The sequence below is a fragment of the Bdellovibrio sp. KM01 genome (genome assembly GCF_013752535.1).
In the GTDB taxonomy this organism is placed as follows: domain Bacteria; phylum Bdellovibrionota; class Bdellovibrionia; order Bdellovibrionales; family Bdellovibrionaceae; genus Bdellovibrio.
This window is the reverse complement of the sequence record NZ_CP058348.1, coordinates 2630338-2654724: the sequence shown is the minus strand read 5'-3', so window position 1 is coordinate 2654724 and position 24387 is coordinate 2630338. Positions and strand designations below refer to the sequence as shown.

25 protein-coding genes are annotated in these 24387 nt (G+C 46.3%); 9 read left to right on the top strand and 16 right to left on the bottom strand.

The window, feature by feature from the left end; genetic code table 11:
• Positions 1-71 precede the first annotated feature (71 nt).
• Both HW988_RS12895 and HW988_RS12890 read left to right on the top strand, forming a co-directional pair.
• Positions 72-533 carry a hypothetical protein gene (locus HW988_RS12895; RefSeq protein ID WP_181604655.1) on the top strand — a complete coding sequence of 154 codons (462 nt, stop codon included), beginning with the start codon at positions 72-74 and terminating at the stop codon, positions 531-533.
• A gap of 153 nt (positions 534-686) precedes the next feature.
• Positions 687-1094 carry a group II truncated hemoglobin gene (locus HW988_RS12890; protein WP_181604654.1) on the top strand — a complete coding sequence of 136 codons (408 nt, stop codon included), beginning with the start codon at positions 687-689 and terminating at the stop codon, positions 1092-1094.
• 3 nt (positions 1095-1097) lie between these two features.
• Here HW988_RS12890 and HW988_RS12885 read toward each other — a convergent pair whose 3' ends face one another.
• From HW988_RS12885 to HW988_RS12855, 7 genes are all read right to left on the bottom strand, one after another.
• A complete protein-coding gene (locus HW988_RS12885; protein WP_220128737.1) occupies positions 1098-2462 on the bottom strand; it encodes an APC family permease in 1365 nt (454 codons plus the stop codon).
• 11 nt (positions 2463-2473) lie between these two features.
• Positions 2474-3106: a uridine kinase gene (udk, locus tag HW988_RS12880; protein ID WP_181604652.1), complete on the bottom strand. Its 633-nt coding sequence runs from the start codon at positions 3104-3106 to the stop codon at positions 2474-2476.
• 6 nt (positions 3107-3112) lie between these two features.
• Positions 3113-3745, bottom strand: coding sequence for a uracil phosphoribosyltransferase (gene upp, locus HW988_RS12875; RefSeq protein WP_181604651.1), 633 nt, complete (start codon positions 3743-3745; stop codon positions 3113-3115).
• Positions 3746-3768: 23 nt separating this feature from the next.
• Positions 3769-4983, bottom strand: coding sequence for a URC4/urg3 family protein (locus HW988_RS12870; RefSeq protein ID WP_181604650.1), 1215 nt, complete (start codon positions 4981-4983; stop codon positions 3769-3771).
• Positions 4970-6232, bottom strand: coding sequence for a GTP cyclohydrolase II (locus HW988_RS12865; RefSeq protein ID WP_181604649.1), 1263 nt, complete (start codon positions 6230-6232; stop codon positions 4970-4972). The genes HW988_RS12870 and HW988_RS12865 overlap by 14 nt, the downstream gene beginning before the upstream one ends.
• 1 nt (position 6233) lies before the next feature.
• Positions 6234-7709 carry an aldehyde dehydrogenase family protein gene (locus tag HW988_RS12860; RefSeq protein WP_181604648.1) on the bottom strand — a complete coding sequence of 492 codons (1476 nt, stop codon included), beginning with the start codon at positions 7707-7709 and terminating at the stop codon, positions 6234-6236.
• Between the two features lie 93 nt (positions 7710-7802).
• Complete coding sequence (locus tag HW988_RS12855) at positions 7803-8132, bottom strand: DUF1904 domain-containing protein (protein WP_181604647.1); 330 nt, start codon at positions 8130-8132, stop codon at positions 7803-7805.
• A gap of 151 nt (positions 8133-8283) precedes the next feature.
• Here HW988_RS12855 and HW988_RS12850 point away from each other — a divergent pair, with 151 nt between their 5' ends.
• Entirely contained in the window at positions 8284-9741 is a 1458-nt protein-coding gene (locus HW988_RS12850; protein WP_181604646.1) for a cache domain-containing protein, read from the top strand.
• Here the strand turns inward: HW988_RS12850 and HW988_RS12845 are convergent.
• Genes HW988_RS12845 through HW988_RS12835 form a run of 3 tightly spaced genes read right to left on the bottom strand, consistent with a single transcriptional unit; the run spans position 9738 to position 12063 of the window.
• Positions 9738-10283: a DUF924 family protein gene (locus tag HW988_RS12845; RefSeq protein WP_181604645.1), complete on the bottom strand. Its 546-nt coding sequence runs from the start codon at positions 10281-10283 to the stop codon at positions 9738-9740. The genes HW988_RS12850 and HW988_RS12845 overlap by 4 nt on opposite strands.
• Positions 10284-10336: 53 nt before the next feature.
• On the bottom strand, positions 10337-11050 hold the full coding sequence (locus tag HW988_RS12840; protein ID WP_181604644.1) for a DUF481 domain-containing protein: 714 nt from the start codon (positions 11048-11050) through the stop codon (positions 10337-10339).
• An 8-nt stretch (positions 11051-11058) separates the two neighbouring features.
• A complete protein-coding gene (locus HW988_RS12835) occupies positions 11059-12063 on the bottom strand; it encodes a hypothetical protein (protein WP_181604643.1) in 1005 nt (334 codons plus the stop codon).
• 91 nt (positions 12064-12154) lie between these two features.
• Between HW988_RS12835 and HW988_RS12830 the strand changes: the two genes are divergently transcribed.
• Positions 12155-12604, top strand: coding sequence for a DUF2127 domain-containing protein (locus tag HW988_RS12830; RefSeq protein WP_181604642.1), 450 nt, complete (start codon positions 12155-12157; stop codon positions 12602-12604).
• Here HW988_RS12830 and HW988_RS12825 read toward each other — a convergent pair.
• On the bottom strand, positions 12567-12977 hold the full coding sequence (locus HW988_RS12825) for a hypothetical protein (RefSeq protein ID WP_181604641.1): 411 nt from the start codon (positions 12975-12977) through the stop codon (positions 12567-12569). The genes HW988_RS12830 and HW988_RS12825 overlap by 38 nt on opposite strands.
• A 196-nt stretch (positions 12978-13173) precedes the next feature.
• On the bottom strand, positions 13174-13614 hold the full coding sequence (locus tag HW988_RS12820; protein ID WP_181604640.1) for a hypothetical protein: 441 nt from the start codon (positions 13612-13614) through the stop codon (positions 13174-13176).
• Positions 13615-13840: 226 nt separating this feature from the next.
• Here HW988_RS12820 and HW988_RS12815 point away from each other — a divergent pair, with 226 nt between their 5' ends.
• The 3 genes from HW988_RS12815 to HW988_RS12805 are packed head-to-tail and all read left to right on the top strand — an operon-like array spanning position 13841 to position 16822.
• The gene (locus HW988_RS12815) at positions 13841-14281 is read left to right on the top strand and encodes a MarR family winged helix-turn-helix transcriptional regulator (protein WP_181604639.1); all 441 of its coding nucleotides are present in this window, start codon (positions 13841-13843) and stop codon (positions 14279-14281) included.
• Between the two features lie 35 nt (positions 14282-14316).
• Positions 14317-15084, top strand: a complete 768-nt coding sequence (locus tag HW988_RS12810) for a hypothetical protein (protein WP_181604638.1) — start codon at positions 14317-14319, stop codon at positions 15082-15084.
• Positions 15071-16822, top strand: a complete 1752-nt coding sequence (locus tag HW988_RS12805) for a S8 family serine peptidase (RefSeq protein WP_181604637.1) — start codon at positions 15071-15073, stop codon at positions 16820-16822. The genes HW988_RS12810 and HW988_RS12805 overlap by 14 nt, the downstream gene beginning before the upstream one ends.
• Before the next feature lie 306 nt (positions 16823-17128).
• Here the strand turns inward: HW988_RS12805 and HW988_RS12800 are convergent, their stop codons facing one another.
• A complete protein-coding gene (locus tag HW988_RS12800) occupies positions 17129-17437 on the bottom strand; it encodes a hypothetical protein (RefSeq protein ID WP_181604636.1) in 309 nt (102 codons plus the stop codon).
• 279 nt (positions 17438-17716) lie between these two features.
• Here HW988_RS12800 and HW988_RS12795 point away from each other — a divergent pair, with 279 nt between their 5' ends.
• Both HW988_RS12795 and HW988_RS12790 read left to right on the top strand, forming a co-directional pair.
• Positions 17717-18427: a hypothetical protein gene (locus HW988_RS12795; protein WP_181604635.1), complete on the top strand. Its 711-nt coding sequence runs from the start codon at positions 17717-17719 to the stop codon at positions 18425-18427.
• Between the two features lie 508 nt (positions 18428-18935).
• A complete protein-coding gene (locus HW988_RS12790) occupies positions 18936-19973 on the top strand; it encodes an HNH endonuclease (RefSeq protein ID WP_181604634.1) in 1038 nt (345 codons plus the stop codon).
• Between the two features lie 206 nt (positions 19974-20179).
• On the opposite strand, the gene HW988_RS12785 is transcribed toward HW988_RS12790, so the two are convergent.
• The 3 genes from HW988_RS12785 to HW988_RS12775 form a co-directional block, all read right to left on the bottom strand.
• Positions 20180-22009, bottom strand: coding sequence for a hypothetical protein (locus HW988_RS12785; RefSeq protein ID WP_181604633.1), 1830 nt, complete (start codon positions 22007-22009; stop codon positions 20180-20182).
• 119 nt (positions 22010-22128) lie between these two features.
• The gene (locus HW988_RS12780; RefSeq protein WP_181604632.1) at positions 22129-23697 is read right to left on the bottom strand and encodes a HAMP domain-containing sensor histidine kinase; all 1569 of its coding nucleotides are present in this window, start codon (positions 23695-23697) and stop codon (positions 22129-22131) included.
• Positions 23694-24374, bottom strand: a complete 681-nt coding sequence (locus HW988_RS12775) for a response regulator transcription factor (protein ID WP_181604631.1) — start codon at positions 24372-24374, stop codon at positions 23694-23696. The genes HW988_RS12780 and HW988_RS12775 overlap by 4 nt, the downstream gene beginning before the upstream one ends.
• Positions 24375-24387 lie beyond the last annotated feature (13 nt).

Below are 24387 nucleotides of genomic sequence, written 5' to 3'. Positions count from 1 at the left end.
ATTTGGCGCGTCGATCGGTTCTTGCGATTTCACATTCACGTCGTTAGCTTCGTAAACAAAGGAGATTTAGCATGAAATCTATTCTGGTTTTACTGGCGACTTTAGGAGCATCCCTTAACGTTCAAGCAGGTTCCATCGTTTTGGAAACGAACAACCACTTGTATCCCATTCCAGCTCGCGGGACCAGCTGCACAGCTATGAATGCCGGTCGTGAACACGATCTGTCCGCTCCTCATGTGAGTATTTCTGAGTTGTACGTAACCAATAATACCGAGCAAAATTTTTATCCGACTCGCCTGACTTTTAGAACAGGAGATACGGGATATACTTGCACATACACAGGCCAAGTTCTGCGCGATTTGGGTTTGGATGAAAATATCCTCCCGGGGCAGAGAGCTCAGACATTCTGCAATATGAAATGTGGCGCCGTTCCGTTTGGGCAAATGGCTAAAGACGGATACCTGACGGTTTATGGTCACACGAGTGATGGCCAGGTGGTAAGCGCCACAGCCGAAATCCAAGTAATGAACTAAAAATATTGGCGTACTCTGCGTTGCTGCGTCGTCGGCGTAGGGTGTACGCCTTCCTCCTGGCGCCTTGATTACGTCAATATTTTCAAGTTTGTTGCGTACAATATTGGAAAATAGTAGGTTCACTGCGGAAATTATCTTAAAGCGTGGTGAACTATGTCTCAGGAAAAAATGATGTATGAATTGATAGGCGGGGAGCCGGTGGTAAGGAAGATTTGCCAGCGCTTTTACGAGATCATGGACACGATGGCGGAAGTGAAGGTGATTCGTGATATGCATCCTGAAAATCTTCGCGGCTCTGAAGAAAAACTTTTTATGTTTTTATCGGGCTGGTTGGGAGGACCGAATTTGTTCCAGGAACGTTTTGGTCACCCTCGTCTGCGCATGCGCCACTTTCCTTTTGCCATCGGAAAATCTGAACGTGATCAATGGATGCTTTGCATGGTTCATGCATTTGAAGATGTGGGTATTCAAGAGCCGATGAGAAGTGAGCTTTTGCATTCCCTTTTGAATCTGGCTGATCATATGAGAAATCAGCCAGAACCGGGTGCCAAAGAGGAATAGACTTTACTCAGTCGCTCTTTGCGGAACGACGGCGAAGTACTTTTTTTGGATATAGTAAACTGGAGCTCCCGCCATAATGATGACCAAGCCCCACATGCTTTCCTGCGGGCTTGTCCAAAGCGTGTTAATCAATAACAGCACTGCTAAGATTAAGAACACCACTGGCACCACTGGATATCCCCAGGTTTTGTAAGAACGGGGAGCATCGGGCATTGTTTTTCTGAATTTAAAGACAGAAGCCGTTACCAAGGCATAGAAAATCCACGAAGCAAAAACCACATAGTCTGTCAGCTGATCAAAGGATCCTGACATAGCCAGAATCACAGAGAACACCGCTTGCACCAGGATCGCCACGTAAGGTGATTCTGTTTTAGGGTGAAGCTTCGCCATCGAGGTCGCAAACAAACCATCTTTCGCCATCGCATAAGGCACACGGGCGTTCGTTAAGATCGAAGCATTCATGGCTCCAATCGCCGAGAACATCATTGCGATACCTAAGAACAGCACTCCAGCGGGACCCATAAAGCTTTGGGCCACTTTGGCAGCCACGGGAAGAGCTTGCGGATTCACTTTGGAGTTTGCCGTCAGTACTTCATTAAAAGGCAAAGCATAAAAATAGCAGTAGTGAATCAAAGCATACAGTCCCAGGATCACTAAAACTCCCAAGCCTAACCCCCAAGGGATGTTGCGAGATGGATTTTTAATTTCACCCGCTACCATCGGCATATTGTTCCAGCCGTCGTAAGCCCATAGGGCCGCTAACAAGGCTGCACCAAAAGCACTGAATCCAGGGAAGGTGGTGCCCGACGCCATCAAGTTTTCATGAGTGCCTGATTTAGAAAGGAACATCACGCCACCGATAATGAAAACCAGCATCGCGACTTTTAAGAATGTCATAACCGAAGCCAGGCGGCCATTCAGTTGCACGTTTAAACAGTTCAGGCAGGAGAAAAGAACGATTAAGATGATGGCAAAGCCCTTTTGTCCACCCATCCAATCAAGGTTCAAGATCGGTGCTGCAAAGGTCGCAGTTCCCACGGCATAGGCCGCGATCGTGCCCGGAGCACTCACCCAGAATCTTTGCCAGCCATAAAGGTAAGCGGGCATTTCGCCAAAGGCTTCTTTCAAATACACGTATTCGCCGCCTGCGCGTGGAAAAAGAATTCCAATCTCGGCGTACGTCAAAGCACCCGCCAAAGATAGCAAGCCGGCCACAACATAAGCGATCAGAACCCACATGGAATTTCCCAGATATTGGGACATGATTGCAGCTTTAAGAAAAACCCCTGTTCCCAATATCGTTCCGATGACCAGAGATAACACGGGAATAAAGCCAAGTGTTCGGGTCATTTCGGAATTTTGGTTCATCAGGTTGCCTCTCAAATGTTGAATTTAGTTGCGAGATGCAAGCGAACTTGCGCCAAGGCACGATGATAATCTTCGTGATCCTTGATAACTCGGTGAGCGTGTTCTTTCGAAGGCTCGACAAACATATTGTGCATAGGACGGACTTGAAGATCAAACTGTTTGCGCACGCCTTCTGGAGTGCGGCCACGCTCTTCAACATCGCGTTGCAAGCGACGTTCAAAGCGAATGAACTCAGGAGTATCAAAGTAGATCGCTTCGTCTAACTCGGCACGCACTTCTGGTGAGTGGAGAATTAAGATGCCATCAACTAAAACGATTCTTGTTGGTTCTTTGGACTCAGTTTCGACTTTGCGGGTGTGAGTGACAAAGTCATAAAGAGGCACAGAAAGAGTTTTACCCTGCTTGAGTGTACGAAGACCCTCTGCCAAAAGAGCAAAATCCAAACTTTCTGGATGATCGAAATTCACAGAGCCCCCATCACCATCAAAACGCGCGGATTGGTCATGATAATAGTTATCCTGATACAGAATCGAACAATGATCTTTTCCCAAGAGGTTTTGAAGTTCACGGGCAAAATAGGTTTTCCCCGAGCCACTGCCACCAGCCACTCCGATAATATGAGGTCGTTGCCACTGTGTATTCATGAGTACCTACTTGGTTTGAAAAAGCCTGTCTCCAGCGTCGCCTAAGCCTGGGACCAGATAGCCGGCTTCATTCATCTCTGTTTCTATATCTAGAGTCAACACTTCTACGTCAGGGTGAAAATGATGGATCTTTTCAAGGCCTTGTTCACTCGCTAGAATCGATAAAACTTTGATTCGACCGACTCCATAGTTTTTAAGGCGGTCAATGGCCGCGATAATGGTATCTGCTGTCGCAATCAAAGGGTCGCAAAGAAGCACTTCTTTGCCCAGAACTTCCTGAGGCATTTTGAAATAGTACTCCACGGTATTATTGATGAATTTATCTCGGTAAATGCCAATAAAACCGGTGCTGGCAAAGGGGATCATGCTTAAAGCGGCATCCAACATTCCGTTCCCGGCTCGCATCACCGATACCACAATGGGAGGGTTGCTGATTCGATAAGCCGTCGCCCTGGCCATGGGCGTATCGATATTGATCTTTTCCATATGAATCCAGTCTTTCATGGCTTCATAAACCAAAATCTTAGTGACCTCTTTGACCATTTCACGGAATTCGTGAGAGTAGGTGTTGCGATCGCGCAAATACCCAAGCTTATGGCGAAGAAGGGGGTGATTGATAACTTTCGTGCGTGCGTGCATTTGAAAAACCTCTATTGAAAAAATTAAAAAACAGTCCCGTCACTTTGAATTTTCAAAGGAGGGGAGCCATCGGGACGAAGCACTTTTGCAGCCTTGCGACCCGCCCACCAAGTGCCTCCCTCAAGAACTTTTGCCAAGGGGAAATCAGCTGGATCCTTGTGTAGTTCTTTTTGAACGGCCTGACCGATGCGGTCTAGGAGGCTAACCGTTAATCCACGCCATTCCACGATGATTTCAGAATCGGGGGAGTGGGAGACGTCAGCCAGTTTAGGATCTTTCAAAGAAATCAAACCGCGATCTAACAGCAGGCCCCCGTTGCGATACTCCGCCAGGCCCGTCAATTGATCGACCTCTGTCAGTTCAAATCCAGCTTCCATCAAGGGTTCCATCAATGAATAAGTCATCCACTGAGAAAGCTTATGGAAGCAGGCAAGGCCCCCCGGGATTTTGTCATAGTGCCAAGTGTCTCCCAGATTCACTCCGTCGACTTGCAAGCGGCCGGGCCAAATATCACCCAAACCATCAAGAACTGCGCGAAGTAACTGAGGCCCAGTGAGCTTCATGCCGTATTTCGCTCTGAGATAATCAACCATGCTGCCCGGACGACCCAGCGGGAAAATATTCTTTTTCTCGGCAACGGTGCGCCCCAGGTTTTGAATCAGTTGCAGGCGTCCCTCGATGCCCACGAGTGGATTTCTTTCGGTGACCTGAAAGATTTTGCTTAAAGCTTCACGGCTTAAAGTTTGTAAGCCCAAATCAGTGGCTTGCAATGGTTCATCCAAATCATCAGAAAGATAACCAATGATGAACAGATAGAAACTGGCAATCCCCAGTCCCTCAGAGCGTTGGAAGATCTTCCCCGTACTTTCCTCTTTAAAGGACCAGATATTGCCGGCTCCAGCATCCAACAATACAGAAGGAATGACGAGATCAAGTTTGATACGCGCTTGTTCCAAAGGATCCAGATGTTGAATGCGCTTTTTCAGCCACAAAGTGCGATCCACGTTACCCGCCCGGAAGTGCCCCCAGCGAGAGTGAAACGGAATGTTGAGTTCAGGATAGTTTTCACGAATCACTTGCAGAACGTAATCCACAACCGCCGGCATCTTTTCAGGATGATAGCGAAAGTGAGTTTGATCTTTGATTGTTAAGTCCAAGATTTTTTCAGCACTATGGCGAACTGCTTGCGGGGACAGCAAGAAATTCACGTCGATAACTTGATCACTAGTATTGTTCATCGATTCCTCTTCCTTGAACCATAGCCAGTTCTTGGGCTGTTTTCTGTGCGCCGGGATTAAAGTATCCGGCAGCCTTTTTCGCTTCCATTTCGACCTGCGCATCGGCAGGAATCAAATTGTCAGGAATAGAAATACGGTTCACCACGGTGATGCCGCTTTTCACGATGGCATCATATTTCATATTGCTCATCGAGTGCAGATTGTGGATTTTCGTGATTCCAAAGAAATTTAAAATGTCTGGCATCAATTCTTGGAATCGCGCGTCCTCAACCCCGGCAACACATTCGGTGCGATGGAAGTAGGTCGCAGCGGAGTCTCCTCCGGCTTGGCGTTTACGAGCATTGTAAACCAGGAATTTCGTCACTTCGCCAAGGGCGCGGCCTTCTTTACGGTAGTAAGCAATAAGTCCCACGCCTCCGCGCTGCGCCGTGCGAACGGCATCCTCGATTCCATAAATCAAATAAGGGCGGCAGGTACAAATGTCTGAACCAAACACATCTGATCCGTTACATTCGTCATGTACACGACAAGTGAGCTCGATTTCAGGATTCGCCAGATCTGCGGTTTCACCAAAAATATAAACTGTGGTGGAACCTATCGGTGGCAACATCACTTTTAAATCTGGGCGAGTGACTAGTTCCGGGAACATGCCGCCAGTTTCTTGAAAAAGAATTTTTCTAAGGTCACCTTCCTCAACGCCTAATCTTTTGGCGATCCCTGGTAAGTACCACACGGGTTCAATCGCGACTTTTGTGACCTTGATGTCGCGAGCTTCAGTGATAATTTTACCGTCAATTTTTAGACGGCCTTTATCGATCGCTTCGTTAATTTCAGGAATTTGCAAACGAGCCTGAGTCACCGCAATTGTGGGGCGCACATCATAGCCACAGGCATAGGCTTCTTTGAAATGCATCGGAACGTCAAAACCCCAGGGATCCAGGGACACGATTTTGTCAGGATCCTGCCACGACGGAAAAGGACCGATTTTTACCGGGCTTTGCGTGTTGTTCAAATCCGGGCGGTGAGAAGTGGAATAACGTTTTTGCGCAATCGAAAGTGCACGGTAAACCGTATAACTCCCGCTATGAGTTCCAATAGCATTTCGTTTTTTCGTATCCGTCAAAGAACCGATAATTGGTCCACGCTCCATGGGAGTGGTGGCCCCCCAATGGATCGGTAAGCTTTCTTTGAAAACGTGACTTGAGTGAGAGGTAAGAACGACGTGAGGTGATCTTTTAGGTTCGTACATATTATGACATCCAATTATTGTCGTGTTGTTGGTCCCATTTGACGGTGACTTTTTTTAAGTTTGACCAGAAATCCAATGACGAAACGCCCGTGATATCGCCGTGACCGAACTTGGATTCATGAATTCCTCCGAATGAAAATGGCTCGCGCGGAACGGGAACCCCGACATTCACACCCACCATTCCCGTTGACGCCAAAGAAATGACTTTCTCTGCCAGCGTTCCAGAGGAGGTGAATACCGCACAGGCATTGCCCATTCTTGAAGAGTTTTCGATCATCATCGCTTCAGAAATGTCTTTGCAGCGAATGATACAAAGGACCGGTCCAAAAAGTTCTAATTTTGCGATGTCTTGATCGGGTGAAACATGATCTAGAATCGTCGGTCCCATCCAATTGCCATTTTCCTGGCCCGGGGGTGGTATCGCTTTTCTGCCGTCCAATAAAATTTTAGCGCCCTCATTGACGGCTTTTTGAATTTGCTGATTCAAAAATTCAATCTGCGACTTGTTAATCAAAGCTCCCATATCTTTTCCAAGCTCTAAAGAGCGGGCGCGTTCCAGGATTTTTTGAATATGTATTTCCACGTCGCCGACCGCCAATAGGACTGCGGCAGCCATACAGCGTTGACCCGCACAACCCGTAAAGGAATCAGAAATTCCAGGGCCGGCAATATCAGGTTGAGCATCGGGTAAAAGAACGATGTGATTTTTCGCTCCACCCAGCGCAAGAACACGTTTTCCAAGCTGAGTGCCGCGCTGATAAACCTGACGTGCCACGGGAGTAGAACCCACAAATGCGATAGCTTGTATTTCTGGGTGATCGATCAAGGCTTGTGAAGTTTCAGTTCCACCTTGCAGAACTTGAAAAACTCCTTCAGGAAGTCCGGCTTCAGACATGGCTTCCGCAATCTTTAAAGATGTCAGTGGAGTTTTTTCAGAAGGTTTCCAAATATAGGCATTTCCTAAAGCCAGCGCCGTTGGAATTGTCCAGAACGGAACCATCGCAGGAAAATTAAAGGGAGTGATGCTAGCCACGACGCCTAAAGCTTGTCTGCGGTATTCACAAGTCACTCCACGGGAAACTTCAAGTTTCCCGCCGTTATCCAAGTTTTGAATGGATGTCGCAAATTCTAAAACTTCAATGCCTTTTAAAAGACCCGCTTTGCCCTCAAGAAAAGTCTTACCGGATTCAGAGCTTTTCAGATGTGCGATTTCATCTAAGTCGCGCATTAAAATTTGTCTTAAGTTAAAAAGAATTTTGCTACGTTCCTTGATTGGCGTCGCGGCCCACTTTTTTTGCGCGGCGATTGCGGCCTGTACGGCGTGCTGAACATCCTCTTTTGTCGAGTGATGGACTTCGCCGATCAATGCTCCATTGTGAGGGGAGTGAATGCTTTGTTTGAAACCGTTACCAGCTTTGAACTGACCAGAAATGAAGTTCAAAACCGGAATCGGCTGAAGGGGAATCTTAACGCTCATAATACTCTCTTGGCTTTTATTACTTAACTTTTAAAAACCAGAATGTATTGATAAACGGTAAGATTGATCAAATTAAGAAAATTTCATGAGCAACTAGAAATGCTCGCCGTTTTCATAGTAGCTGTTTTTGGCTAGTGGTACGAAGACAACTGCAATGTCATCTTGTGGACACAGCTTTTTAATTTTTTCTGTGATGATCTTAGCACTCTTATCTTGGATTTCTTGTGAACGTTGGAACCATAAAACTTCGACGAAGGGGTAAGCTCCGCCGCGGTTGCCTTTAGAAAAGTACTGAGTCTGAATGAGTTCAAAAGAAAAATTATCTTCAGAAGTTTCGATTGATTGGGCCAGGTCTTTAACCAGGGATTGGCTGAGTTCCGAGACGTGTTCTTCTTTCATTCCGCGAAATCGTAAGTGAGGCATGGTTGTGTGTTCCTTATCGCCGTTATTCTAATCGAGGATCTATCAAAGTGGGACAATAAAATTAGAATCCCTCGAGATAGTCAGAGATATCTTCAGCCCCGGGTGGAATCACCCGAATATGTTCGGGTTACAAAACTTTTGGAGGATTCTCATGAATGTACGTATCTGGAAAGGTCGCAGCTATAGGTTTAAGACGTTGGCTTTGCTTGTCGCTGCCATTATTCCTTTGTGGGCGATTGTTCTGTTTTATTTAATGCCGTTGGTTCGCGACAATATGTATGAAGATCGCCGCGTGATGTTGCGCAATACCGTGGATCTTGCGTCGAATACTATCGAACAGTACTACAAACTTTTTGAAGAAAAAAAGCTGACCGAAGATGAAGCCAAAGCTCAGGCTTTGGCGGCCATTTCTAAATTCCGTTATTCCGGCAAAGAGTACTTTTGGGTGAATGACTTTCAACCCAACGTTCTGATGCATCCGATTAAACCGGAACTCAACGGTAAAGACGTGGGTGAAATGGCGGACCCGAATGGTGTGCATTTGTTTCGGGAGTTCGCATTGATGGCACAGACTCCGGCGGCCGAAGGGTTTGTCAGTTATATGTGGCCTAAGCCAGGGGCGCCAAAACCAGAGCCTAAAATCAGCTTCGTTCGTCAGTTCAAACCCTGGAAGTGGGTTGTTGGTACGGGTGTGTATGTCGATGACGTGGAAACTTTGGTGAACACGTTTCGCACGAAAGTGATGATTGGTTTTGGGATCGCGTCGCTTTTAGCCTTTGCTCTGTTTGCAACGTTTTCAAATCAATTGATGAAATTCCTGTCGCGCACGGTACTTGACACCAGCGATGCCTCTAAGCAGGTGAAAGAAGCCTCGAACATGCTTTCCAGTGCGGGTCAAAATGTGGCCCAAGGTTCGGTGGAGTCGGCTGCGAAAATCGAAGACACACTGGGTGCCGTAAGAAACCTTAATGAAGTCGTCGGTGCGAATCAGGAACGTGCCAACCAGGCCGCGGGCCTGGCTCAGAAATCAGAGGAAGGCGCAGCTACAGGTGCCGATGAAATTCGTCGATTGATGGAATCCATCAATGCCATGTCTAAGATCTCAAACGAAATCGCTTCTGCCATGGATATTATTGATGACATCGCTTTTCAAACGAACTTACTGGCATTAAATGCAGCCGTTGAAGCGGCCCGTGCTGGCGAGCAGGGGCGTGGATTTGCGGTGGTGGCCGATGCCGTTCGCAGTCTTTCCCTGAAATCAGCGGAAGCTGCCAAGGAAGTGAAATTGGTTGTGACTAACAATGTAAATCAAACCAAGATCTCGTTGGACCTTGCGGTGAAAAGCGATGAAGTGCTTAGCCAGATTGTTTCTTCGGTTAAGAAGGTGAGTGTGCTCAATCAGGAGATCGCGGCAACAACCCGCGATCAAACCGATGGCATTCAGTCCATTTATAAGTCCATGGAAGTGTTAGAGCGCCAAACGCAGGCATTCTCGGCTGCGGCTGAGGAAACCGCTGCGACATCTGAAGAGATGTCAGCCCAGGCAAGTAATCTTGAGCTGATGGTTAATAATATTGCGGTTGAGGTTGTCGGAAAAAAGGCCGCTTAAAAGCTAGATCCGGGCATTTTCAAGAATTCCAGTTCCTCGCGGGTCGATTCCCTTCCCAAGATCTCGTTGCGGTAAGGGTATCGGCCAAAGCGATCAATGATGCTCTTATGAGCCAATTCGAACTCTAAATTATTTTCTAAGCCCTGCTGCGAGAAAAGGCGCATGGCTTCGTGGTGAATCACTTCGGATTCACTATGCATATAAGGTAAATAGATAAAGGCACGTTCCTGAGGTTTTAGTTTTTGATCATCCCCGGAGGCCACAGCCTCTTGAGCGAGGGTTAGAGCCAACGTATCGTTCTTAAAAGCTCGCGGAGTATCGCGGAACATATTGCGGGAAAATTGATCGAGGATAATGATTTCTGCAAGACGTCCGCGAGGATTTTTTCTCCACAAGTACAACTCACACTTTTCGGCCTTGGCATAAACGTCGGAAAAACGCTGACGGATCAGACTGTCAAAATCTTGATCCTTTGCAAACCACAGGCGGGGTTCTGTTTCTTCAAACCAAAATTTCAAAATTTCTAAAGCTGTTGTGTCCATGACTTAAATATACAAAACATGGTTAAAATTGACACCTGTCATGTCAATTCTCATCAAAATGTTGCAACCAGACTTAACATGGTCGTACCTTGATCGCGGGATCCCTGATAGGGATTTTCCATATGGCGCATGATATAGGCCGTACGAATCGCAAATTTTGAATTGATCAAACTGGTCAATGCGAACTCATAACTCATCAGATCTTCATTCGCATAAGTTAAGTTGAATAGATATTCTAGTTCGCCTTCAAGAGACCAAGTCGTATCAAATCGCCATGCGACTCCCGAAGCAAAGCGCGCTTTGCTTTCAAATACTTCAGTTCGATTCACGATATTGGTGTCACTGTGTAAGTAACCAATTTCTGCCCACCAAAAAACAGTGGAATCTTTGTGAATCGCATACTGATAACCCAGGCCTTCGTTATTGCGCTGAACGTAACCAATAAAAGGATCGGCTTCAGAATAATAGTCCAAATAGATGCGAGAAGCGGTGATGAATTCATTTTCATATCTAGCCCCCGCAGTCCAATGCAGAGCAGAGTCAACGCCTTCTGTTGAGGAATTTAAGTAGTCACCTGCAACTTTCAAGGTGTTTCGATCAAAATCATACTGAACGTCTAAATTGGAGTTGATGCTTTGAGTGTCGTTCTTGCCCGTGACTGCCAAAACCCCGGCATCCAGTTCGATATGTAACGGAAGGGGGGGAGGGTTCGGAGTTGCGTTGTGCATTCCGATCAGTGAGGCGAGGGCAATGAGCAGCAAAACCATAGCTCCCCCTAAAATCGATAAGCAAAATTAAATGTGGTGGTGTCACGGTTTTGACTGTGCCCGATTTCCATGACGATGGACCAAAATTCGCTCAGCTCCCAATTTACTCCGCCAACAGCATTCCAATTATCAAGAGGTGTTTCTTTTAAAGAATAGCGCACAGGCACGTCTCTGCCGATAGAAGTTCCTGACAATGGTAAAGTGTAAGTGCCGCTTAAAGTGACGTCGGAATTAAAGTAGTTCAGACCGAGATAAACACCGAACTTGCCGTGAGATTCCGTTTTAATGTTGTAACCAATACGGGGAGTGATGTTGATCGCGCGAGGGTTGGTATCTGAAACGTTCACGTCGCTTTCAACATAAGTGGCTGGCATCGCAAAGAACCAGTCTTTGTAACCTCCGGCCAGAATGATGCCGATACCCAAACTGTAACCGTGAAAGTTAATAGGTGCTACGGCATTGATATATCCCTGACAAAATGCCGGAGGACTGCCGACGTTACAGGGATTCCCCGGCAGTACCATATTATAAATGTCCTTATATGCAATATTCAAAGGCACACTTCCATCTCCATGAATGTATCCCAGGATCCCAAATAGATTTAAAAATGGAAAAAGCCATGCATCGAGTTTCAACTGCCACGTGGTATTGTTGATTTGCGTGTTACTAAAATTGATAAAATCGACTGGTGTTAAATCAGATGAGCCGTCAAAAGCCACTTTGAGGTTTTCGATATTAAACCCTTGAGACAGTTGACCATAAATTAAACTCAATCCATAGGGACGTGGAAGATTGAAACCTTTGTCGATCACCCGCTGAGCAAAAATGGGTAGGCTCCACTCCCATTCGCGATGGGGCGCTTCGGATTCATTTTCTTTATGCGTAAAGTTCGGATAAGGCTTTCCTTCAAGGTGAGCCCGGGGACTTAAAATTTGTTCTTCAGCAGAGTTGGCGAAGGAACCAAAGAAACATGAAAGAAGAACAAAAATAAGAAAGTGTTTAAGATGTTTCACATAGTGAGTTCATGGAAAAGCTCGAAAGTCGTCAATAGTTCTTGCATGAATACATAGTGTCTGTTGAATCTGAAACGGGCAGTTTGAAAAGATGAGTGGATTGAAGTTAGTTGCCGTATTTGAAGCTGCCAAAGGAGGAGTCGTTGTCCTCCTGGGGATTGGTGTCGCAAACGTCCATCATATAGCGCATCACTTAGGACTCGAAAACAGTTCTTACTATAAGTCTGTCTTTATTGAAATTTTTAAAAACCTGAATGACAGAGAGCTTTGGGAACTTGCAATTCTTGCTGCGGTTTACTCTGTGATTCGTTTTACAGAAGCCTATGGATTGTGGAAGGAAAGATCCTGGGCCGAGTGGTTGGCGATCTTTTCTGGGGGAATTTATCTGCCCTTTGAAATAATCAAAATAGCCGAAGGGTATGCGTGGTGGAAGGTTGTCATCACGGCTTTTAATATCATTATCGTCGGCTATTTGATTTCTGTAAAACTGCGAAAAAATACGATTAAAGCAGTGACTCACAAATCAGCGCTTCACTTTTGACTTCGCCGTTGCCTAAGGGAATTTGCAAGACCGCTTGCAGAGGGTGTTGCTCGGAGGCGGTGGAGGCGGCGTGCTCGATGGCTAGTTTAATACCGAAGCCCTCAAAGATTACGGGCTGGCGATCGCCATTTTTTTCAACTCGTTCAGAAACTTCAAAGTAAGCTCTGCGAAGACCCCCGAACCAGGCTTGTTCGATTTCGATATGGTTCAAGCCGGAAACTTTGTCCTGCAAAACGATAAGAGCCAAAGTATTGTCGGTGACGAACTCTTTTGATTGGCAGCGGTAGTTGGGTTGTAAAATATTAAGTTCGATGGCTTGTGAAAGGGGAGAAAAGAATAGAACTGCGAAGAAAATTTTAAAACATGATTTCATGATGTGCTCCGGATTCTCATAAGAAAGTTTGGATAGAGATCGGAGTATAGGGACGTTGTAAGGTTCAGCGCAAATTTCAGATAGGAAAGGTTGTCATTTGAAAGTGCAGGAGCAGACACGGCCGACCCGGTAAAGGGTCAGCCAAAGTTTTTAAGGTGAGGGAAACCCGCTGACTTTGTTCGTGCCAGCTGAGGTTTTAGTTATACCACTGACCGTTGTAGCCTTGTGGATAACATGCCCATTGACCGCCGTTTGAGCGGTAACCATAGTAAGGAACATTGTTTTGGCCTCGGTACTGAGTGCAACCTTGTTCAGGCAAGCAAGTCCCGTTGACAGATACATAACCTGACATACCGTTACATGTTGGTGAGCCAGAAGTCGTAGTTCCATTGGAGTAAGTACCTTGGATACATTGGTTCGTCGCTTGGTTGTAACCATAGTCTGCGCTCAAACCATTTTGAGTACATACAGCTGTTGGCAAGCATGAGTTCGTTTGAGTAACCCAAACAGAACCAGCAGCACAAGAGTTGTAAGTGCCATTTGAAGTGGAAGCACCATTGCTATTGCTCTTAGAGCAGTTCGCGAGAAATAAGGTCATTCCTGTAAGCAGAATCGTAAGCAAATATTTCGTTTTCATATAATCCCTCTTTCGTTAAAAAAAACGTCTCACCTAGGTACTACTCAAGGTCCATGCCATCCCGTGCCATGCGCCGCCTCGCTTATAATCGTTTAAAACGTATCAACATGGGGCATCGAATTAAAAGGACGTAAAACGTTAGACAGTCGTCAGTGTGTCCAATTCCACAATTCTGCAACATTTGGGGGATAAAGTTTTTATAACAAACCTGCTCGGGGAGAAGAGTATGTCTGAAGAAATGCAGCTCCATATATTATTCAGTAAGTTAACGATCGATTTTGAGACAGCTTTGGAAGAGTTCTTCCAGGAATACAAACTGACGACGACACGCTTCGTGATTTTGAACCTTCTTTATAATAGTCCGGAAGGGATGACTCCAACAGAGACAGCGAAAGCCGTGGGAGTAACGAATGCGACGATTTCGGCGATCATTTCAAATCTCAAGCAAGCCGGCTGGATCCAACCCCAACAAAACGCGGGTGACAGTCGTTCCTATCGCATCGTTTTAACGGAAACTGGACTCGAGCTTATGAAGAAAGTCCTGCCCGTATACAATGAAAACATCAGTAACCTGTGGTCCCAGTTTAATAGCGATGAGAAACGCAATTTAGGGAACCTAATGACTCGTATGAGCCAGCTGGTCGGGGTCATGAGCAAGAATATATAGTGATGTAATCTGAGAAAAATGCCGATAAGTCCTCTATGAAAAAGGGCCTTATCATCATTGGTATTGCAGTATTAGCGGCCTTCCTGTTTCGGGAGGGTCAGCGCGAAGGCATCAGCACTTTGGGGAAATCCACGGTGAAGGCCAATGACGCCCAAGCTGAGCGCATGGCGGAGATGGATCACAACATCAATACGGCCACTGGTACAGCGGCAAAAACGGAATCTGCGCAACCCGCTCCAACAACGATAGTCGCCAATCCGCCTCCACCTCAAATGCAAGCACGCGAAAGAGTCGCTCGAGACGAGCACACGAACTCTCGTCCAGCCCCTTTGCGCCCTGATGTGGGAGTCTTGAAAGAGAATCTTTTGTTCCGATCCAATTCCACAGATTGGAAAGTATGGACGGGAGTCCGTGCTGTTCCTACCGCTGATTATGCGGGATATGAGGGAGATGTGGTGGGTCGCTACGGTGGCTATGTCATCGTGAAAGACGGGCGCATGGACGGGGACGACGCTAATTTTGAAAAGAAAAATCCCTTGGTGCTTTTTGATGAGCGCATGGGAAATGTCGGGATTGTCCCTGGTCGCGTGATGCTGACGTTAAAGGACAATGCGACTTTATCTAAAATTCAAAAAGAATACGGTCTCAAAGTGATGGACCGTTTTGATCATTTGCATTTGTATTTCGTAACACCTGCTACTTCCAATTTTGACCTGGGAAAATTCGTTAACGTTCTTAAAAGAGATCCGCGTGTCGCTAAAGCGGAACTGGAAATTGTGAGTCGCAACTATGTTAAAAACTAAAAAGTTTTTATCAGTCTTGTTGCTCGCTTTCGGTGGTACGTCGCTGACGATGATGCTCGCGAACTGCAATGGCAGTGGCTTTGAGATTGCCGATTCTTGCTTTAATGACGGCGGCGATCCTTTGTTTGGCTATGCTTGGTTCCTGGCCAATTGTGGTCAGGCGGGAGTTTCTAAATCCGGTGGTACCGCCGGTGTTGATCTGAATCTGCGCGCTACTTGGAGTGCGGGAATTTTGGGCGAGGGTGTGAAGGTCCGGGTATCTGACGATGGCTTGGAAAACACTCATGAAGATTTAACCGGGAACTTCCAAACCTCTGTCGCAAGATCTCGCGATTATTATTTGGGTTCTATGGGGGCGTCCTATGTGACGACGACCGCTCCTCCTCATGATAAAACCACGGCTCCAACTTCCTATGATAACCACGGGACTTCTGTTGCCGGGATTATCGCGGCTGTGGGTGGAAATGGTGTGGGTTCTCGTGGAGTGGCTCCTAAGGCGGCTTTAAGTGTCGCGAACTTGCTTTCTGCTATGGTCACTCAAGACACGGCAAAAGTTTTGAATCAAGCCACAGGAGCTGACTTTGATATTTTGAATATGAGTTGGGGATATGATCAGTACAAGATTACGGATCCGACTCCTGCTTACGAAGCGCAATTAAAAACGGCGGTTACATCTTATCGCAGTGGTAAAGGTGCCATCTTGGTTAAAGCTGCCGGGAACGAGTTTGAAACTTATTGCAACGGCCAAAGCACTAGCAGCACATGTATCGGGAATTCTAATTTTGACGGTGATAACACCAATCCGTATCAAATTGTCGTTGCGGCGTTAAATGCCAAAGGTGTTTCTTCAAGTTATTCATCACCAGGTGCTGACATCTGGATTTCCGGATTTGGCGGGGAATTTGGATATGCGGCCCCAGCGATGCTGACGACAGATCGCTCTGGTTGTTCTGCGGGGTGGTCTCAGTCGAGTATTTCCACTTATGTGCCCTTTGAAAAAGGCAGTTCGCCAAACTCTCAATGTAATTATACTGCGACATTTAATGGAACCTCGTCTGCCGCTCCCACTATTTCTGGTGCCGTGGCATTGATGCTTTCTGCAAATTCAAATCTGACATGGAGGGATGTGAAATACATCCTGGCCAAAACAGCGGTCCCGATGGACTACGTGACGACGGGAACGATCCCACATCCTTTAGGGACATCCGTACCGACGGGATATTCTTGGGAGCTTCCATGGAAAACGAATAGTGCCGGATTTAAGTTCCACAACTGGTACGGCTTCGGAAAAGTCGACGTTGATGCCGCCGTTGCAATGGCGAAAAGTTATACGAGTACTTTTGGAACTTATACTGAGCCAGGGTATACTTCGACAGGAACCATCAGCATTCCCATCGGTGACGGCAGCTTAGCCGGTGCCGCCTATTCACAAATCAGTATTGCCAATGGTTCTGGTTTGAAAATCGAAAGCGTCAGAGTCAAAGTCAGCATCACCCATAATGATATTTCGCAATTAGCCCTGGAATTAACATCTCCATCCGGTATGCGAAGCATCCTGGTCAACATGCATAACTCTCTGACAAACGTCCACGATTACGCCGATGACGTGTTCTTAACCAACGCCTTCTATCAAGAACGCAGCGAAGGTATCTGGACACTTAAAGTAATAGACGGCCGCACCGACGCTGTCAGCGGGACTCTTACTTCGTGGTCTATAGACTTCACGGGTGCGCCTTAAAAGACGAAAATTGAAGCGGCCAAGCGTCTCTGCCTTGGTCTCGCCAGTCGTCTGCTTGCAATTCCGCGACACGCCATCCATGACTCAACCGTGGCTCGCCTGTGGCGAGTGCGCGCCATCCAGGCGCCCACGGAGGTCGCTTGCATTTCAATCAGCCGCCAGCTAAGCCCAATTCAGCCACTCGGCCGATTCAATTTTTGTTTCTAGTTTCTTCTGGAATTAAGAATGGAGCAAAAAAAAGATCCAACCCGTGAAGGCTGGATCTTTGGAAGCTAGGAAGATACTTAATTTTTGAAGCGATTCTAGTTACTGAACACCTCCGACCTCTTCTGGAGGTCTTTCTCCACGAGGACCACCGCCTGGGCGACCGAAGTGGGTTGGGGCCTCAAATCCTTTTGCTTTCATACATGCATCCAGTGCAGTTTTTTGTTCTTCCGTTGGAGCTGTAGGTCTTTTACCTGGCTCTGGTCTTTCCATCCCCACAGAGTCAGCACAGGCTTTGAAAGCTTCGCGCTGTTCTTGGCTGGGGCCACCGCTTTGAGCGAAGGCGATGGAAGCTGTGTGCAAGGAAACAATCGAAACGGCTGTCATCAGAAATCGTTTAGTAATTTTCATTTGGAACTCCCTTTTTTATATTTTGAAAAGTAGGGGGCTGATCGAGTCCCTCAACTCGGGCCCCATGAGTTAATCCTAGGCGGGGAATGTTGAAGGACCATGGAGATGAAGAGTTTTTATGTTTGGTCTAGCGAAGAGTCTCATTGTGAGACAGTTTCTCCGAGGGAGTTTCCGGAAACAGCTAAGTTAGTTGCTGAAATGTCTCGGGAATTGACTCTTTTTAGTAAGGATTTTCCCAATTTTAGCCGATGCAGTAAATGCGGTACGGGGGAGTGAATTATGAAGACTATTAAAAAGGTATTGGTTGCAGGCGGCACAGTAGCAGCTTTGGCGCTGGTCACAGTGAGCTTTCAAAACTGCTCGCAAGGAAATACTGAAGATGGTTCCAGCACAGTAGCAGCTGATGGTTATACTGGCGATATTTACTACCCATCCAATGGCAGCCCAGTTGTTTTATCTGCGGGACAAAACATCACTCTGAAAATTGCAAAGCCAGCCAATGTCAGTGACCTATCGAACTACTATTGGGTTTTGTATGACCGTACGGCGACGGCTTCTTATATTGGTTACATCACGCAAAGTGGTTCTTATTTCTATGTATCTTTGCAAGTTCGTGGTGATTTGACGACGCAAAAAGATTTGCGTATCTATTTATTTAATCATCAAACTTCCACATACCTTGATGGTAACGGTGTGAAGATCAGTCTGCGTCCTGCAGTCAGCAATCCGTATTCTAATGACTACGTGACTGAAGTTTGTAACTTGAAGCAGAACTCCGCTCCGACGTTTACTTTGAATAAAGCTTCGGCTTCTTCCAGCGCTTTGTATATCTTCGATAATGGTGCGGGTATTGGTAACCTGACTTGTACAATCGGTGGCGTAGCTTACAGCTGCTTGAATGCATCTGCATGGCCAAGTAACTGGGCGTCAGCGACGTTCTCTGTGACAGCTTACAACCGTTGCGGTGTGGCTCGTTCCCAAAGTTTCTAGTTTGATTTTTTATCGATTGGATTTATCGAAACCCATACTCTTGCGAGTGTGGGTTTTTTGTTTTTGTGGATTTATGAAATCGATCTAGCGCTCGGTTTTCTTGGTGCGCCAATGAATTCAAGTTATTCGCAACTAGCAGTCTCATGATTATAATATTATTTCCACTTCATGGTGGCGATCCTTCTTCCGTCTTTCCCTTCACACCACTTCATTTTACCCGCGCTGCCCGGAAAAGCTGTGTCATATTGTGGATGTAATTAAAAACTGTTTGACGTGGTTTTTGTGTTTTCAGATTGCCCTTAGGGGATTTTAAGATTGTAAATCGAGAGCCATCGTATGTGTTTGCATTTCTCTTCCTATATCTGATCCTGAGATGTTCTATAGGCCCATTGAATGCAATCGGCGAGCACATTCGAAATACTGAAATCCCGCAAAAATGGTCTTTTAAAAACCCATGCTATAAAGTTTCCCACTTAGATGTGACATGAATTTTTTTTCGGAGGAAACCATGGACTTAACTTTATTGCCAAGTACTGAATTATTGAACCGTGTTGAAAAGCTAGCGCGCACGGAGCGAAAAATTACTCATTTGATTTTGTGGCATATTGTGGAAATTGAATCTCGTCGTCTGTTCTTGGATTTGGGATATACATCTTTATTTAAATACATGACTGCTCATTTACATTATTCAGAAGATGCAGCTTACCGCCGCATTCAAGCTGCAAGATTGCTAAAAAAAGTCCCGCAAGTCGATAAGGCGATCGAAAGCGGTTCATTGAATCTGACTCAGCTCCAAAATGTGCAGAAATGTTTAAATGTCGAATTCGAAAGTGGCAGGAAGATTTCTGCTCAGCAGACTGCAAACTTACTAGAGCAAATTCAGAATAAATCTAGTGTTGAGACACAAAAGATTTTAGCCGTGGAATTCGATCAGCCGATTCAAATACATGAATCTTTAAAGGCGCAACGTGATGATTCAACACGAATGCAGATTATAATGACGGAAGATCAGATGAAGGACCTTCAGCACGCGAAAGATCTACTGTCACATGTTCTTCCAAATCCATCATGGGCAGATTTGATTTCGTACCTCGCGAAAGCTGAAATCAAGAAGCGCCTGGGAAAGGATAAGGCAGAATTTTTGAATAGTTCTGAAAAGAACCAAGATGAGAAAGCCGTTCCAGTAAGTGAAAAGGTCGTTCCGGTGCGTAACGAAAAAGTGAGCTTGAACAACGGTAAGTGCCTCAATGAAATCGGTAAATTTGCAGATAATGAAATGGTAGGTGCCGATAGAGGGACTGAGAATCGAATGAGCCAGCGTAAATATCTGAATGTGACATCGCGGAGAGTGCTCTTGGTAAAAGCTAACCACTGTTGCGAATTTGTCCATAAAAACGGTGAGCGCTGTCAAAGCAGGTATCAACTGCAAGTAGATCACAAAGTTCCTCTTGCTTTGGGAGGTAGCAATGACATGGAGAACTTTCGAGTTTTATGTCGCACGCACAATCTTTCGGAAGCTCGTCGAATGGGAATTTCTAGCCATTGATTTTATGAATTATATTTTTTGTGCGAACCGTGCGAACCGTGCGAACTGAGAGAACTGAGAGAACTGAGAGAACTGAGAGCAAGTGATGTGACAAATTGATGCGGGATTTCTGGGGAGCGCGGGTGTTGGGGCTGCGGCTGGGAGAAGTTTCCCACTTCGACTGAGGAAGTGGGATTAATTTCTAATTGGCGGAATAGATTAGCGGTTTAGCGGCCAGTACCTGAGATCACTGAACCTGTGGAGGTTGTAGTTGATCCTAGGATTGGTACGACGCCTGGAATTGTTGTACTTGTGGTTGCGTAAGGAGATGTGTACACGTTTCCGTAGTTATAACCAGAAAGTGAAGTGTTCAGGTAGCTGCTTGGCAATGAATAGCTTGTTCCGTACGTCGTGCCGTAGTTAGAGCCCATGATCACTCCGCCAGGCAAGGTTGTCGTGTTAGTCAAACCTGTTGGCGAGATGAAGCTGGTTGAGCCAGTTCCATAACCATAACCGCTGTAAACACCAGACGCGGATTGCATGGCGCTTAAGTTATAGTTCATCTGCGCGATTTGCTGTTGCAAAGCGTACATTGATGCGTACTGCGAGTTCATACCGTAAGCGTTGGCTCCGTACATTGTGTTTAATCCATTCGCTCCGTAACCAGACATTCCATACATCGAGTAGGGATTCATGCTGTTCCCGTACATCGAATTTCCTGCACCGTACATTCCATTCATGCCCATGCCGTTCATCCCGTACATGGAGTTCATTCCATTCATGCCCATCATTCCGTTCATACCCATGCCATACATGGAGTTACCATATCCAGAATTCCCAAATGGTGAACCCATGCCCATGTAAATTCCGCCGCTCATGCCGGTCATTCCATTCATGCTCGATGGATAACCAAATACATTGCTGCCGGAAGAACCCATCATGCCGTACATGCCGTTCATACCCGTCATGCCGCCAGTCATTTGGCCGCCGCAACCAAAGCCACCTTGGCCCGAAGAAGTATTATTCATCAAACCGTACACACCTTGGGCAATGTACGGATAACCATAACTCATCACCGAAGGCGTTTGAGTCGGATAGCCCAAGTTCGCATTATTTTCAGTCACCATTTGATTGGTTTTGTAACCGGCATACATCGCACCAGCACCCAAAACCACATTGGATACCAAGTTCGCTGTATTAGAAGACGTGTCCTGATAGTTGTAAGAGTTGCTCTTAGCCATACACTCAATACAAACCGAACCCTCTGCGTTGGAATTTTGGCGGGCCTCTTTCAAATCTTCCTGAGCCATTTCCAATTTGCGGGTCAAGCTTTCAATGTCACCCTGAAGTCGCGCAGACTTTTGCGCATTCGTACGAAGGGAGCTGATCGCAGATTTACACGAAGAGGCAGCACCACGTGAGCTGTCTGCGCGGAATTTTGAATTATCGCAAACCGCTGTGAAGACCGCACCATTCGAGCGAGCATCGCAATAACTCTGCCATTCTTGTAAAGAGAATGCTTGCACCTCAATCATGTTCGAATTTCCACCGTGGGATGATGCAGATTTGCGTGATCCCCCCGTAAATTCGCCAGTGCTTTTCATATCGCCCGATGGTTCGGAACCCTCAAAACCCTCCGGTGGAGGACCACTCGGGAAATCAGCACCATCTGGTGGAGCCGGGCGTTTACGGGAAGATGCAGTACTTTGCGGAGCGCGCACAGAACTGTCTTCGTCCGATATTTCAGACCCGTCATCAGAGGAATTAAAATTCACATATTCAGAACAGCGACGGGCACTTTCCATATGCGCAATCATAAAGTCGGCATAGTCCTCAGAGATATTCTTTTTAATATCTGACTTAGATCGCTCGGCTTCGCGATCGTATTTTTTCTTTTCGCTTTTCTTTTCGGAGATTTCTTGTTTGAGCTCGCTGATTTGTTCTTTGGCTTCTTGAACCTCATCGGATTCAACAGCTGCCTGAGCGGGACGTTGTTGGTAGGCGCAGTTTTGATTGCCGCCCCAATAGCCTGTGCCCATCAGGGAAGTATTCATCATCTGCGCCCATGATGGTAGAGCTATAAGAGTTATTGCTGCTGCGATTATTAACCTTGAAAACATAATGCCCGCCTTTTCTATATATAAAAGGTAACGGGCAAGTGTTTAATGATTGTGGACTAGGCTTTGGGGAACCAAAATGAGACACGTCCACCAAGAACCGAGTGGTTAGAACTGTCAGTGATAATGTTCTCGGCTTTAAGTTCGCCTCCATGAAGCTGGAGGATTTCTCTCATAATCACAGAGCCGATCCCAACGGAGATACGTTTGCCAGACGAACCATCTGTCAGGCTGCGACTCGCTTTTTTATGACCGAATTCTTTTAACGAAGTATCGCTAAAACCCGGGCCGTCATCACTGATGGAAAGTTGTAACTTCGGTCCACCGTTAGAAATACTGACTTGAATCTTGGACTTTGCAAAGGACGATGAGTTTTCAAAGGCATTTCTAAGCAAGCGATCAATCAATTTCGAGGAACCCATGAACTGCGCCTTGGAAGCATCAATCGTGCAGTCGATATTAAACGTCAAATTAGGATAGCGGTTCTTAAACACCGTGACCTGATCCTGCACGCGCTCTAACAGATTGATCTCCTCAGTGCCAGCTGAATATTTGGGCTCGGTGATCTGTGCCAAGAACAAAAGGTCCTCAACTAATTTCCCAAAGTATTCCACTTCAGAAAAACAAAGTGATACGATTTCTTGGCGCTTTTCCGGCGACAAACGAGTTTCCCCAACCTGCAAGGTCTCTAAGAAGGTTTGCAAAGAAGCCAGGGGAGTGCGTAGGTCATGTGCAAGGTCCTGCAAGAGCTGACGACGAGCTTGGTCGGCTTTACGCAAACTTTCAACCATGCTCTCAATATCGCCCGCCATCTGATTAAAGGCATTGACCAATGGCGCCAGCTCTTCGAATTTTTTCGCAGGCAAACGCGCTGCTAAATTACCATGACGAAGTTCACCTAAAACATTGAAGGCTTCTTGCGCACGTTCACGATAGCGCGAAAATTGATAAACCAAGGCGATACCCACGGACACCAATGTAAAGATAATCAAAAAGCCAACTGTGATAAAAAGTGGATTGCGACGATCAACGAATGAACGGCCGGGACCACCAGGACCACCAGGGCCTCCAGGGCCTCCAGGGGGAGGACCCATTTGACCCGGAGGACCTCCGGGGCCGCCACAAGGGCGCGGTCCACACATGGCTCCGCCCGGCGGAGGAGGCATACCAGGTCCACCACCAAATTGTGGGGGATTGAATCTGTGGACGAAATACACTCCAGCAAATTTGGTTTTTGAAACTTCAATTTTTGGTGGGCCAAATTCCATTTCGCCAAAGCGAACGGCCTTGTCTTGGGCCAAAGAGCTTACTTCCGCGTCACTCAATGCGCGCGGTAAAACAGGTTCTCCGTCAATCAAGCTTTTGCCGGCAGAGTCGATCAATTCAAAGCGAAGAAAGTTATCAGACGTGTTGCTGGCCTGGAATTTTTGGAAAGCCACAATCGGATCGCTATCGAGTTGTTCATACAAATTTCTAAACAGATAGTTCGGTGGTTTCACATAGCGAACCTGGGCCGGACGGTCCAAATAGGAAACCAACCAGGCCGAGCCAAACGCCATGAAGATAAAAACGATGATGATCGAAACAAAGATAAAATAGTTTCGACGAAATAAAGAACGTACGATCATGACGATTTCTCCAGTCGGTAACCCTGACCATAGACGGAGTTAATTTTGACTGTGGTAACACCATTTTTAGTAAGTTTTGAACGGACGTGACTGATATGCGAATCGACTGTTCTATCAAACAGCTCTTCCCCGGAAGAAAGACTTGAAATGAGTTTTTCACGGGAAATGATCGTTTCCGGATTTTCAAAAAACACTCTTAAGATTTCAAATTCACGACGGTTCAAAGTGACCATGGACGTTTCGGTTTTCAGAACCTGTTGATTTTTAATCAACGTCAAACCGGCAAAACGCAAAAGATCTAAGGTCGGTTTACGATCATTCAATTGGTTTTTGATACGGGCCAAAATTTCTTTTTGTCCAAAGGGTTTACGAATGTAATCGTTGGCGCCATGTTCGAATCCTCGCACCACACTTTCCTCGTCCGTACGGGCCGTCAGAAACATGATGGGAGTGTTGATGCCCTCGTTGCGCAGCCATTCGCAGAATTCGTAACCATTTCCGTCAGGAAGATTCACGTCCAGCAAAAATAAATCGATCCCGGTTTGTGTTTTAAATATTTCCCGCCCGGCGGCCAAAGTTTTAGCCCAATGAACTTGGAATTGTTCCAACTCCAGTTGCATCTGGATTGCTTTGCCTAAAATCGGATCGTCTTCGAGGAGGAATATTTGTGTCGCCATAACCCTTAAGGTA